The organism is Acidovorax sp. HMWF018, assembly GCF_003061035.1.
Taxonomy (GTDB): Bacteria; Pseudomonadota; Gammaproteobacteria; order Burkholderiales; family Burkholderiaceae_C; genus Acidovorax; species Acidovorax delafieldii.
The window spans coordinates 1-12,820 of sequence record NZ_QAIM01000626.1; the positions used below are offsets into that span (position 1 = coordinate 1).

Below are 12,820 nucleotides of genomic sequence, written 5' to 3' on the forward strand. Positions count from 1 at the left end.
AGATCAGCAGAAGCATCGGGAACCAAGGCGATACGTCCGCATTGCGCTGCACCAGCGAGATGCTGGCCATGGCAATCACCACGCCCCACACATAGGCCCCCCCATCTCCGGCAAACAACATGCCGCGCGGGTAGTTCCAGACCAAAAAACCGCCTGTGGCTGCGGCAGTGGATACCAGCAGCGCCGCCAGTGCCCGGTCACCCACCTGCAGCGCCACGTGCGCCAAGGCGAGGCACACGATCAAGGCAACCATTCCAGCCAGCCCGTTGTAGCCGTCGATGATGTTGAAGGCGTGGGGCAGGCCTGCGACGGCCAGCACGACTATGGCGATGCCAAGCCAGGGGGCGGCAACCAGGACAGCATCAAGCCAGGGCCAACCCAGGCGTGGCAGATTGATACCCAAAAGCCATACCGCCAATGCGCCAGATGCCCCGGTCAAAGTGAGGCGGTAACGCACTGAAAGGCGCTGGGTAAGGTCTTCCGCAATGCCGCCGATCACTGCGGGAAGCACGACCACCAGCCAGCCAGCCACCCAAAAGTCGAGCCGGAGGGAGCCTGGGTCGCCCCAATAGACGGACTGCAGTACGCCCAACGCCCACCCTACGGACGTACCCATCACCAACGCCGCGCCGCCCAATCGAGGAACATGTCCGAGGTGAAAGCGCTGGGGCATCGAATCGCTGTAGACCGCCGCATGCTCCCGCCCCCATCTCACAATGAGCCCCGCAGCCAGCGCCGCTACCAAAAAACCGACCACAGACAACCAAATCATGGAGCGCCGATGGTACCTTTGTCAGCTGACGCCGAGGTTAGAAACTGTAGCGCGCGGGCATAGACTGGCGAATGCCACAAACGCCAAAGACTCTGGACGTGCCAGCCCAGATGCTTCAGGCTACGCGAACTGGCACGCTGCCCAGCGTGAATGACCCGAACCGGCGCCTTGGCCAAATGCAGCCCACGCAACCGCAATCGCAGGCAAAGGTCCACATCTTCGCAGTACATGAAATAGCGCTCATCGAACCCGCCCAAGGAGCGCCAAACGGCAGAAGGCAAAACCATGCAGGCAGCATTTACCCAATCCACCCGTATCTCCTGGCGGCCCATAAGCCTGCGGCGCAAAAGCGCAACGGGAGAGGGAACTTCGCGCTCACTGCCCTGTACCCGCCCCTCTGGATCGATCTGAACAGGATACGCACAACCGATGTTCGGCGCACAGCACGCTGAAACCAGCACTTGGAAGGGATCCTCGTGGCCTACCAGCATCACGTCGGGGTTGAGAACGCACACAAACGGCTCAGTGACTGTGGCCAAAGCCCGATTGTGATTGGCGCCGAACCCGAGGGGTGCCTCATTGACTACACGCAACAATTCAAATGGCCAGCCTCCTGCCGGAGGAACGGGCTCCGGCTCTGGCAGGTTCTGCGTCAGCACCACGCGGGATATGGAGGCTGCCGAAACCTGGGCCAACTGCAGCAACAGAGCATGGACCATGTCGCCGTGTCCGTGACTGACCACAGAGACCACCAAACCAGGCTGAAACAAAGGCTGAATGACTGACATCGACCGGTATTGTCCCCTGCGGAGCGTGCGAAGTCGCCGTATCTGGCCCGTCATAATCGCCGGATGACGAATTCTATTGACGATCTGCACGTGTATTTGCGCTCCATCGCAGACGGGGAGCGCACTTCGCTGTCGGTCCTGGCCGGCCTGATCAGGCGCGGCGCCTGCGTGCTGGATCTGGGGTGTGGCAGCGGAGCTCTTGGGCAATATCTCAAGGAAACCCGCGATTGCACGACGGATGGTGTCACCCTCAGTCAAGCAGAGGCTGCGCATGCCCAACCCCACTATCGACAGGTGGAGGTGGCCGACCTAGAGACAGCCGACTTGCTCAGCATGTTCGGTACCAAGCAATATGACTACATCGTTTGCGCCGATGTTCTGGAACACCTCAAGCGGCCAGAGTCTGTTTTGCAGATGTGCCGCGAACTCCTAACGCCAGAAGGCCGATTACTCATATCGGTGCCCAATGCCGCTTACAGCGGGCTTCTGGCTGAATTACTGGAAGGGGAGTTCCGCTACCGAGAGGAAGGCCTGCTCGATCGCACCCACCTGCGATTCTTCACGCGCCGCTCGCTAGTGAGGTTTCTGTCCGAACAGCGCTGGGATCTGGACGCTGTCGATACCATCACCAGGCAATTGCCCGACTCGGAATTTCAGGTGGCCTTTGATCGCCTGCCACCCAATGTCGCCCGCTACCTGCTCGGTATTCCCGATGCCCTGACCTACCAGTTCATAGGCATTGCACGGCCTGTGACCTATGTGCCGATCGCCGAACACGCTCCCACTGACCTTGATGCTGCAAACGCACTCTTCACCGCACAGCTGTATATAGGGCGACATGATGGCTATGCGGAAAGTGACAAGCTCAGCGCCACTGGCGTCATTGGCTCCGAGCATCAAACCGTAAGCTTTCAAATACCCGCAGTTGGCGAGGCCATCACACGGCTCAGACTCGACCCAGCAGACCGAGCTGGTTTTTTGCACTTGTACGGCATCACCCTGCGCAACGAGCAAGGCGATGCACTTTGGCAGTGGTCGGCAGACGCCTCCAGCCGCACCTTGCTGGCGTCCACCCCCCACAGCCAAATTGCCTGGCAAGCCCCTATGCCACCAGCGTCCGGCGCAAGCTTGCTACTTCTCACCGGCACTGACCCCTGGCTGGAGCTGCCCATCCCCGCCGAGGCTTTTGCGTCTGCCAGCCTCTCGGGCGCGCGGCTGGACGTTGAACTGGGCTGGCCCATGTCTGCCGACTATCTGGCGCTGTCCAGTACGGTAAAACCGCTGGGAGACCGCATCGACCTACTGGAGAGCCGTGCCCGTGATGCGCAGAGCCGGATAGAGCAACAGCAGAACCAACTACAGGCGGTGAGTGGCAGAGCCAGCCTTCTAGAAGAAAGCAATAAGGCACTTGCACAGCAACGCGCCATGTGGCAGCAGGAAGCTACTCGCCTGAACAAGGACTACCAAGCACTGGCCGACCACCTCAAGACCATAGAAAACTCCACCGTGTTCAGAGCCACCCGCCCCCTGGTCCACGCCAAGATGCACATTGATCGATTGCTGGGCCGCGTCCAGACAACCGTGCAACCCGCAAAGCCTGCACCCGTGCCACTGGCGCCAAGCACTCATCCTGTGGACGTTATCGTGCCCGTATACCGGGGGCTGGCCGATACACAACTGTGTATTGATTCAGCCCTGGCAAGCCAATGCGAAACGCCTTGGCGCCTGATCGTCATCAACGACGCCAGCCCGGAACCAGAAGTCACCGAATGGCTGCGGGAACGTGCACAGCAAGACAGCCGCATCACGCTGCTGGAAAACCCGGAAAATCTGGGCTTTGTAGGAACGGTGAACCGAGGCATGTCGCTGAGCGACAGCCACGATGTGTTGCTACTCAACAGCGATACTGAGGTCGCCAATGATTGGCTCGACCGTATTCGCCGCGCAGCCTACGGAGACCAGAAGGTAGGCTCGGTTACGCCGTTTTCCAACAACGCCACGATCTGCAGCTACCCTCGTTTTTGCAAGGACAACGCCTTGCCGCCGGACTACGACACGGCACGGCTGGACGCACTGTGTGCGCAAACCAATCCGGGCGCTGTGGTGGACGTGCCCACCGGTGTCGGGTTTTGTATGTACATCCGCCGCGACTGCCTGCAGCAGGTGGGACTGTTTGACACAGAGAACTTCGGCAAGGGTTACGGCGAAGAAAACGACTTCTGCCAACGTGCGGCAAAGGCGGGCTGGCGCAATCTCCATCTGCTAGACACCTTTGTGCTGCACACCGGTGGCGTGAGCTTTGGCGACAGCAAAAGCCCGCGCGAGCGGGCCGCCATGGAAACCCTGCGACGCCTGCACCCCCGCTACGAGCGCGAGGTCATGGCATTTGTGCAGGCAGATCCGGCGCAACCCTATCGCCTCGCGCTGGATATGGCACGCATACAGCGGGCTCAACGCCCCGTCGTGCTGGCTGTGCTGCACGACAGGGCGGGCGGCACCCTTCGCCATGTGCGCGAACTCGCGCAACATTTGAGTGACCAAGCGACCTTCCTCACACTCACGCCCGCACCAGACCAGCGCGTACGCCTGGAACTGGCTGGCAAGGATGAAGGCTTTGAACTCTTGTTCCGGCTCTCCGACCAGTTCGCAGACCTCGTTCAGGTGCTCAGTATCTTGGGTGTGCGGCATATCCACTACCACCATATCCTTGGCCATGATCCGCTGGTTCTGGACCTGCCAGCACAGTTGGGGGTGGACTATGACTTCACCGCGCACGACTACTACAGCTATTGCGCTCACATCTCCCTGACGGGCAGCGATAACCGATTTGCTGGGGAACCCGCCCCTGGGCAATGCGCTTGTTGCTCCCCGCATGACCCCGCCCCCATGGGCAACGGCACGGTGGCGGACTGGCGACACCGCAACCGTCACTTTTTGACTAGCGCCCGCCTGGTTATCGCCCCCAGCGCAGACACTGCACGGCGCATCGCTGCATTTGCCCCCAGTGCGCGTGTGCGGGCCATTCCCCACACGGACATGGCCACGCCTGGCAGCAGGGGAACGCCACTGCCGCCGGCCAAAAATATGGCCCCGGACGCACCACTCAAAGTGGTGGTCCTCGGCGCACTCAGTGCCATCAAGGGTGCTGACGTGCTTGAAGCGGCGGCCCAGGAAGCCGCCAGAACAGGTGCGCCTGTGGAGTTCCATCTGCTCGGCTATGGCTACCGCCACCTGCAAACCCAGCCACGCGCACGGCTTACCGTGCATGGCGCCTACCAGGACGAGGACTTGCCGGGACTGCTGGCTTGGCTGCAACCCGACATAGTCTGGTTCCCCGCCCTCTGGCCTGAGACCTACAGCTATACGCTCAGCGCCGCTTTGCAGGCAGGCTTGCCGGTGGCCGTTCCGGACATCGGCGCATTTGCAGAACGCATTGTTGGCAGGCCTTGGAGCTGGGTTTGTCCGTGGGACCAGGAAGGAAAGCAATGGGTGCGCCTTTTCACAGCTTTGCGTGCCGAGCATTTCGTGCCTGGCTTGCCGCCAGCACCCACGTTCGCCCAACCTGTACCTGATAGCAGCGCGCCCTGGACATACCAGCACGACTATTTGATGGGCATGTCGGCAAAAGCAGACGCGCAGCCACCATTGGCTGCCGCGTTGCTAGCCCAATACCTGGCACCCAGGGGCGCGTCAGCACGTTCTGAGGCACTGAACGCACTCGCTTACCTGCGTTCGCTCCCTCTGCTGCGCACTGCAGCCCGCCGTATTCCTGCGCACTGGCAGCGTCGAATCAAGAATTGGCTGCAAAAGTAAATTACTTCAATCACCACCATGAACAGTATTTCCGACCCCAACCTTCCGCTCATCGAAGCCGCCCGCACGCTGATAGAGCAAGGCCAACTTGCTCAGGCTGCCGACGCGCTCAATCAAGCACGAGCCCAATTCCCCAACGACCCACGCGTATACATGATGGCAGGGGTCATGTCAGAAAAAGCTGGCAATGTGGCCGGAGCGTTTCAACTCATGCAAACCGGGCTGTCGCTCGCACCCAACTGGGCTCCCGGAATTATTGTGCTGGCGCAGTTGCAGGCCAGACAGGGTCAGTATGAAGAAGCGAGCGAGAACGCCGCCACAGCGCTTCAACTTGACAGCGAGAGCCGCGTCGTGCTGGACGGTGCAATTGACGTCGCACAACTCACTGGTGACTTCGCCCTCGCCGTGCGCCGTATCCGGCAAGGCCTGACCCGGCAACCCTCCGATGCCAAGTTGCGAATGATGCTTGCCTCCGCCCTGGGTCAGATGGAGCAGTATGACGAGGCCCTTGCTCTCTGGGACGGGCTCATTGCAGACTCTCCCGAGGATCGCGCAGCGCTCGAAGGGCGCATGCACATGCTCTTGATAGCAGGGCGTCTGGAAGAAGCTGCTCTCGCAACAGCCCATCTGCGAGCGCTCGACCCCACCAATCCCGTCTACGCCTACTACGAAGAGCGCGCACAAGGACAAACTCCAGCACACCAGCCCACCGAACTCAACCGGCAACTTTTCGACAACGCTGCACATTTTTTCGACGCCCAGCTGGTCCAGGGCTTGAACTACAGGTTGCCACAGCAGATTGCCAAGAAAATCATCGCTTTTTATCCGGACAGAAAGCTCAACCTGCTCGACTTAGGCTGCGGAACAGGACTGCTGGGGGCCCAACTGGGCAGACTACAAGGTCGCCTGGCGGGCGTGGATTTATCCCCAAAAATGCTTGATCAGGCACGCCGCTACAACCTGTACGACACATTGACCGTCGCGGACCTGCACGACGCACTCAGCGAGGCTGAAGCTACGTCCTACGATGTAGTCGTTGCACTGGATGTCTGCGTGTATGTGGGCGACTTGAGTAAAGTCATTCCCGCAGTGTGGCGCACCCTGGTGCCAGGTGGAAGACTGTTTTTCTCATGCGAAAGTGGGCCAGAGGATGGACCTGACCTCGTCCTGAATCGGTCTACTGAACGGTACGTCCACAAGCGCAGCCATGTCGAGAGCCTGTGCCGGGATGCCGGATTTGTGGTGGAAGTCGAAAACACCGTACTGCGTACCCAAAAGGGCCAGCCCGCACATGGCTTTGTAGTCATGGCACGCAAACCCTCGTGAACGACTTGTCTTCCTAAGCACCCTTGCGCAACAGCAAAAAAATCTCATTGTTGCGCAGCACTGATTCACTGTATTGCACAAGTAATTGCTGCGGTGGCAGCAGGTCTACGCTGCGTCGCTCCTGTTGCTCCACCACGAAACCAGCCTGACGCACAAGATCCACCAGTTCATCCGCCGTCAAACGGTTGAGCTGTTGGTACTCCTTGAACACGAAGCGTTTGTAGCCGTCGACGCCAAAGTCAGCAAACCCAAAATCGACTTCCTCCGCGTTGATCGGCCCTTCGTGGGCTTCGATGGTGGACCACAGCACCTCTTCGGGCACCAGCAAATGGTGCCACGGCACTTCGTCATAGCGGCGCAGGTGCGAGCCATAGGGTGAATGGAACAACGGTTCGATCTGCAAGAAAAACACCCCCCCCGGGCGTAAACAGGCGTGCAGATCCTGCAAGATCGGCAGCAACTGGTCGCGCTGCACATGTTCGAAAGTAGACCAGCTCATAATGCCATCGATACCCGAATGGCGATCCGACAGGCGCGCGCCCGGCGCGATGGTCTCAAACGTCAGCGCAGCCGGGATACGACGCATGCCCAGTTGCTCGCGGGCAATGCGCGGCAGTTTGGTGTATTCCCTGCGAATATCGATGCCATGAATGGCGGTAGCGCCGTGACGCAGCACCAGAGACAAATCGGTAATGCCATCGCCGCAGCCAAAATTTAGCAGTCTTGCAGTGCGCATATCAAGCGCGCTGCCCATCCACTGGTGGACCACGTTGGCGGCGTAATCGAAATGCGCCCGAAACCACTCGTCACTGATGCGCTCTGCATCCCATGGCGCCATACCCCACAGCCGCTCCTGCAACTTTAACCACCAACTATTGTTCATTGCTTCTCCAGGGATAGCACTGTGCTCCATCGCTTCCTACGTTCCCGCAGCAGCACCATGTTGCAAGCAGTCTGGGCTGCTTGGCCACACTGCCAACGCTCCACCCAAGTGCTCCTTTCACGGTTTGCGCAGCACGTAAGCGTCCTGGTGGTTCCAGAAATGAACTGGTGCCTTGTGCACCAGCCTGTCGGCCCCCACTGTTTCGGCAATGCGCGCAAGGACAAACGCCTCTGAGGTAAAAGTGGTGCCGTATTCCTGCTCGTCGATGGCAGTGGACTCGCTGGAAGCCGCAAAAAAATAGCCGTCCTCGTCCAGCGTCACATGATCAAAGTCGGCCGCTTTGATACCGTGGGTGCTGAACACCAGCAGCCCGCCAGGGGCAACCGCTTCGTACAACACCTTGAGCCAACGCGACCAAGTCGCGCTTGGCAAATGGCTGAAGAGAGACAACACAAATACCAGGTCATAGCGGGCAGGCCATTGCACACTCTCAGGCACGCTGGCCGACAAGAAGCCATCAACACCGAACGTGCTACGAGAAAAATCCACCGCATTCGGCACTACATCCGACACCACGACCCGCGAAGAACCCAGCGCCTTGACCAAGTGCCGGGTAAACCGGCCATGGCCGCTGGCGAATTCCAACACACGGGGCGTCCTCAATAGTGGCTGGTCCACCGCCTCCAGCAGCAGCATCAGCTCCGACAAAGTTCTCCAGCCGTCCGCGAGGTAGTCGCGCAGTGGGTTACGGCTTGAGTGGTGACTTCGAAAGAAGCCGAAAATGTCGTCTTGCTCAGAGATGGTGCAGTTCAGCCCCATGACGTTGTTGAAGGACCCGATCAGGTCATTCGCCTCTATGAGTGCGTGGGCGGCCAGCACCACATCGCGTTCATCGCGCGCACGCACCAGCACTTGCGCTGCAGCCTCCCTGTCGCCCCGTGCCAGCAGCTCACGCCCCTCTCGCAGCAGTTGTTGGCCAAGGGTGGATGTCGATGTTGGAAGAACTGTCATGGTGTTGGAATGCGCGAGAAACCACAGATTATCGGGGAGCAGCTGGAAGATACCGACTCGTGAGCGCAGGACAGGTGCACACTGCAAGCGCGACATCCTGCGCCTTGGCGCTTTGACAGCCCCGCTGTACGCAGATGAGTCAGCCAAGGATCTGCGGGAGAGTCTGCGGGCGTTAACCCCAGCGGTGGGGCAGCCGCACCAAACCAGGCAGCGGCTTGGGGAAAATGAAGCGGAAGTGCAAAAACTGAAACCACTGGTCATACACTGCCAGCCCCGTTTCGTCGAACAAAAAAGCACTGATCACATAGTCGCCGCTGTGTAGAGGGAGATCCGGGAAGGTCAGGACGGATTGCCAGGTGCCGTCGTCAAGTTGGACAGGCACTGCTCCATCTTCGTGCGTAGCAAGTGATGTGATGCCCACGCCCTTTGACTGCTCGATCATGAACCCGATATTCGGGCGCTCCATCCCCCGCCCTCGGGCACGGATGGTCACCACCAAATCATGGCCTTGGAGCACCGGCGGCTGGTCGCCCACCGCATCATTGAGGTGCGCCACATCCACCGACAGAATGCAGGCACTGCCGCCATCACTTGCCGCCTTTGGGGCGGTGAAATGCCGCGACTGGTCAGCCATTGAACCATCTGGAGGATGCCCTGCACCAGCACTGTCGGTCACAGCTGGCACGGGCCCACCAGGAGCGTCGCCCTCGGCCGCGGCTTCACGCGCTCGCGTGTGTACGTCGTACGCGGCAAGCACCGCCTCTGTATTGCCGAACTGCTCCACCCGGCCCCCTTTGAGCCAGAGTGCCCGGTCGCACAGATGGCGAATGTGGTAAGGGCTGTGTGAACAGAACAGGATGGTGCAGCCGCTGTTACGAAACGCCGTGATGCGTTCGACACACTTTTTCTGAAAATTCTGATCCCCTACGGCCAGCGCTTCGTCGATGATCAAAACGTCAGGCTGCACAGCAGTCACCAGGGCAAAAGCCAAGCGCACGGTCATGCCCGACGAATAGGTTTTTACCGGCCGGTCCAGCGCCTCACCCAGTTCGCAGAAATCGATGATTTCAGGCTCCAGGCGCGCCATCTCATCATGATTGATACCGATCAGGCTGCCCGCGAAGTAAAGATTGTCGCGGCCGCTGAAGTCGGGGTGAAAGCCAGCGCCCAGCTCCAGAATGGCAGTCACCCGGCCTACGCGATCAATACGCCCATGGCTGGGCTGCAAAGTACCCGCCAACAGTTTGAGCAAAGTGCTTTTGCCTGCACCGTTGTCACCGATCACACCAATACATTCGCCACGCCGCAATTCAAACGACACATCGCTCAGTGCCCAGTGGCTGCGGTGGGTGGCTTTGCCCGTCAACAGCGCACGCAGCCTGGCCCGGGGGGTGGGATAAAGCTTGTATTCTTTAGCTACGCCAGCCACTGACAGCACGGTGTCAGGCACAACGCTCGGCGTATTGGGGTAGTTTTTGGTGCTCACAACCAGTCTACCAATTGGTCACGGCTGCGGGCCACCAAGGCGTTCAGCACCACTGACAGTGCACACACCCACACAAGCGTTGCGCACCATACGCTCCACTGGGGCCACAGACCTTGCAGCAGCACTTGCTGATATCCCATGACCAGACCCGTCATCGGGTTGAGCCATAGTACCCAGCGCCAGGCTTGGGGAAAGAGCTGAATGGGAAACAGAATGGGTGACAGATAAATGCCCACCGAGAGCAGAAAGCCCACCAGTTGCGCAACATCTCGCAGCGCCGCAGCCAGTATGGCCAGTGCGTAACCCAGCACCATGCACAACAGCATTTGCAACAGCAGCAAAGGCAGCAGAGCCAGGATGGCTGGCTTTAGCCCATGGGAAGGAATGTACGCCGCTGCCACCAGCAGCAGCAACGGTCCATAAATTGAAAAACTGGCCAGCACCGTGCGGGACGTGAACAACACGGGCGGCAGCGGGTTCTTGTGCAGCAGGCTGCCGGCGTCGATCAGGCTGGTCATGCCACGCTGGACGGCATCACAAAACGCCATCCAAGGCAAGGCGCCCACCACCAGATAAGCGCCCACGGCGCGCGTGGGCGCTTGCTCACCCAGGCGCATGCCAAACACCACGTCAAACACCAAATAGTAGGCAGCCACAGTAAGCAGTGGCTGCAGATACGGCCAGACAATGCCCAGAGCCGTACCGGTGTGGCGCGAAGCCACCTCGCGGCGGGTAAGCACCCACACCAACATGCGCGCGCGCCAGAGCGCGCGCGCCTCGTTCCAAATAAAGTTCATCGGAAAATGGTTGCAGGCAAATCATCGCCCGCTATAGCCTGTCTGACCGTTGCTTTTTGCAACCGGTATTACTTACCCGTTGGCACTGGAATACCAGGGCCCTTTGCGTAGCCGGCAGCGAAGGCTTCAATTGCTGCGGTGTTGGGCTCGACGCCTTCACCCAGCTTTTGTGCTGCCTTCACACGGGCGTCCTGCGTCACGCTGGCACGCACTTCCTTTAGCAACTCTTCTTTCACCTCGTCAAAGCTGCGCGTGGTAGGGGCCTTGCGGTCTTCCAGTTGGAGGATGTGGTAGCCAAACTGCGTTTCCACCACGCCACTCAGGTCGCCCTTCTTTTGCAATGCAAAAGCGGCCTCTTCAAAGGCAGGCACCATGCGGCCCTTGGCAAACAAACCCAGATCACCACCGCGTGCAGCACTGCCCTTGTCAGCCGAATGCTCTTCAGCCAGCTTGGCGAAATCGGCGCCGCCCTTGATATCAGCGAGCAGCTTCTCGGCCTGTGCTCGCGACTCAGGTTTGACACCCGCGATCAGGATATGTCGCACTTGCACCTGCTCGCCCACCTTGAAACGGTCTGGCTTGGCCTTGTACATAGCGCGGGCCAATTCCAAGGCCGCGGCGTCGCTGGGGGCATTTTGGCTGTCAATCCGCTCCAGCATCATGTCCGACAGCACCTTGTCACGCGCCAACTGGAGCATGGCAGCCACTTTGGGGTCCTTGTCCAAGCCTTCTTGTACCGCCTGCAGACCCAGTGCGCGGCGCACATACATGTTCATTGCCACCTGGCTCACGCTCTGCTTGTTGGCCAATACCATCGGGCGCATTTCAGCGGGCATACGCATCTGCGCATCGGCTTCGATGTCGTTGGTGGTAATCGCAAATTTACCGCCTTGGGTCAGTGGCACAGGGTCTGCAGCCTGCGCCACCGCGCCACCGGCCAGAAAGACGGCAGCAAGAGCCATGCTGCGCATTGGCGAAAAACAGGTTGTCATCGAGAGCTTCATGGATAAGAAAAATGAGTTGTGAAATGAAAAAAGGCGGGGAGACCCCGCCTTTTCAGATCGCATTGCTGCGATTAAGTGCCCGCAATTAACGTGCGAAGCGATGTGGCCAAGTGATGCCGTACGTACCAGACTTGCCAGCCGATGCGGATGGATTTTCCAGCTTGATGAACGAAGAGCCGAGGATTGGCAGACCCTTGCCGCCGTTCGTCGTTGTCAGCACGCCCCAACCGTTTTCGTATGTACCGGTCGTAACAGTGCGACGTGCCACGCTGGCGCCCAAAACAGAAGTACCGGTATCGCGGAAGGCCAATACGCTAACTTCACCGCAGAACTGAACAGTGGTACCCGTGCCAGGAGAAAACACTGGGAGAGTACCGCCTGTGGTTTCTTCACGGTCAAAGAAACGCTGACCATCAGCGACTACGCAGATATTACCGGCCGCATCGATCGCGGTGTTACCCGTTGCAATTGGGGCGCCAGCTTGAGCGGGGTAGAACATGTCATCAGTGTGACCTGCCGCTCCCAGATCGGAGAACAGACGATAGTTCGCTGCAGCCAATGCAGTGGCTTGAGTGGCGCCTGCAGCGTAGTTAGCTGCCACGTTATAGCGACGTGTAGGCATGGAGAAAACCCAGTCAGTCTTCGCAGTAATGGAGGCATCATTCGCATACTGATTAGTGATCGAGGTCACTTTCAGGGCTGTCTGCAAAGCCTGTGCTTGAGCCAATGGGGCGGCTGCGGCTGGAGCTGCATAGAAAGGCGTCGACATGTCAGGCAAGTCGAAGTTCAGCAGTGCCAAAGCAGGTACCGTAGCAGGAGCGGCGTTTGCATTTGTCACGACTTGCGTCGTACGGAACAATGGATCCGCTGTCAGCGTATTGGCGTCAGCGGAAGCAGCCACTGCAGCCGTATCCAACTGAGGGAAGTGCACGAAGTTACC

At 59.4% G+C, this 12,820-nt stretch carries 9 protein-coding genes and 1 pseudogene; 2 read left to right on the top strand and 8 right to left on the bottom strand.

Features of this window, described 5'->3' with window-relative positions; translation table 11 throughout:
- The coding region (locus DBR23_RS26400; RefSeq protein WP_108500074.1) for a glycosyltransferase at window positions 1-772 on the bottom strand (772 nt) is incomplete at its 3' end.
- Window positions 769-1,650 carry a glycosyltransferase family 2 protein gene (locus tag DBR23_RS26405; RefSeq protein ID WP_369882170.1) on the bottom strand — a complete coding sequence of 294 codons (882 nt, stop codon included), beginning with the start codon at window positions 1,648-1,650 and terminating at the stop codon, window positions 769-771. The genes DBR23_RS26405 and DBR23_RS26400, both read right to left, overlap by 4 nt.
- Between DBR23_RS26405 and DBR23_RS26410 the strand changes: the two genes are divergently transcribed.
- The gene (locus tag DBR23_RS26410; protein ID WP_108500068.1) at window positions 1,624-5,373 is read left to right on the top strand and encodes a methyltransferase domain-containing protein; all 3,750 of its coding nucleotides are present in this window, start codon (window positions 1,624-1,626) and stop codon (window positions 5,371-5,373) included. The genes DBR23_RS26405 and DBR23_RS26410 overlap by 27 nt on opposite strands.
- Window positions 5,374-5,391: 18 nt before the next feature.
- Window positions 5,392-6,699 (top strand): tetratricopeptide repeat protein, encoded by a 1,308-nt coding sequence (locus DBR23_RS26415; protein WP_108500069.1) that lies wholly within the window; start codon window positions 5,392-5,394, stop codon window positions 6,697-6,699.
- A 13-nt stretch (window positions 6,700-6,712) separates the two neighbouring features.
- On the opposite strand, the gene DBR23_RS26420 is transcribed toward DBR23_RS26415, so the two are convergent.
- The 6 genes and pseudogenes from DBR23_RS26420 to DBR23_RS29460 form a co-directional block, all read right to left on the bottom strand.
- The gene (locus DBR23_RS26420; protein WP_108500070.1) at window positions 6,713-7,582 is read right to left on the bottom strand and encodes a cyclopropane-fatty-acyl-phospholipid synthase family protein; all 870 of its coding nucleotides are present in this window, start codon (window positions 7,580-7,582) and stop codon (window positions 6,713-6,715) included.
- A gap of 117 nt (window positions 7,583-7,699) precedes the next feature.
- A complete protein-coding gene (locus tag DBR23_RS26425) occupies window positions 7,700-8,593 on the bottom strand; it encodes a bifunctional 2-polyprenyl-6-hydroxyphenol methylase/3-demethylubiquinol 3-O-methyltransferase UbiG (protein ID WP_108500071.1) in 894 nt (297 codons plus the stop codon).
- Window positions 8,594-8,765: 172 nt separating this feature from the next.
- Window positions 8,766-10,079: an ABC transporter ATP-binding protein gene (locus DBR23_RS26430; RefSeq protein WP_369882171.1), complete on the bottom strand. Its 1,314-nt coding sequence runs from the start codon at window positions 10,077-10,079 to the stop codon at window positions 8,766-8,768.
- Window positions 10,076-10,876, bottom strand: a complete 801-nt coding sequence (locus DBR23_RS26435) for an ABC transporter permease (RefSeq protein WP_108500072.1) — start codon at window positions 10,874-10,876, stop codon at window positions 10,076-10,078. The genes DBR23_RS26430 and DBR23_RS26435 overlap by 4 nt, the downstream gene beginning before the upstream one ends.
- A 68-nt stretch (window positions 10,877-10,944) precedes the next feature.
- On the bottom strand, window positions 10,945-11,838 hold the full coding sequence (locus DBR23_RS26440) for a peptidylprolyl isomerase (RefSeq protein ID WP_233250763.1): 894 nt from the start codon (window positions 11,836-11,838) through the stop codon (window positions 10,945-10,947).
- A gap of 127 nt (window positions 11,839-11,965) precedes the next feature.
- Window positions 11,966-12,820 (bottom strand): annotated as a pseudogene (locus DBR23_RS29460) (cell surface protein); the annotation flags it as partial.

Coding starts and splice junctions, on each gene's coding strand:
- DBR23_RS26440 (WP_233250763.1), bottom strand. CDS start 11,838: ATGGCTCTTGCTGCCGTCTTTCTGGCCGGTGGCGCGGTGGCGCAGGCT.
- DBR23_RS26425 (WP_108500071.1), bottom strand. CDS start 8,593: ATGACAGTTCTTCCAACATCGACATCCACCCTTGGCCAACAACTGCTG.
- DBR23_RS26415 (WP_108500069.1), top strand. CDS start 5,392: ATGAACAGTATTTCCGACCCCAACCTTCCGCTCATCGAAGCCGCCCGC.
- DBR23_RS26410 (WP_108500068.1), top strand. CDS start 1,624: ATGACGAATTCTATTGACGATCTGCACGTGTATTTGCGCTCCATCGCA.
- DBR23_RS26435 (WP_108500072.1), bottom strand. CDS start 10,876: ATGAACTTTATTTGGAACGAGGCGCGCGCGCTCTGGCGCGCGCGCATG.
- DBR23_RS26420 (WP_108500070.1), bottom strand. CDS start 7,582: ATGAACAATAGTTGGTGGTTAAAGTTGCAGGAGCGGCTGTGGGGTATG.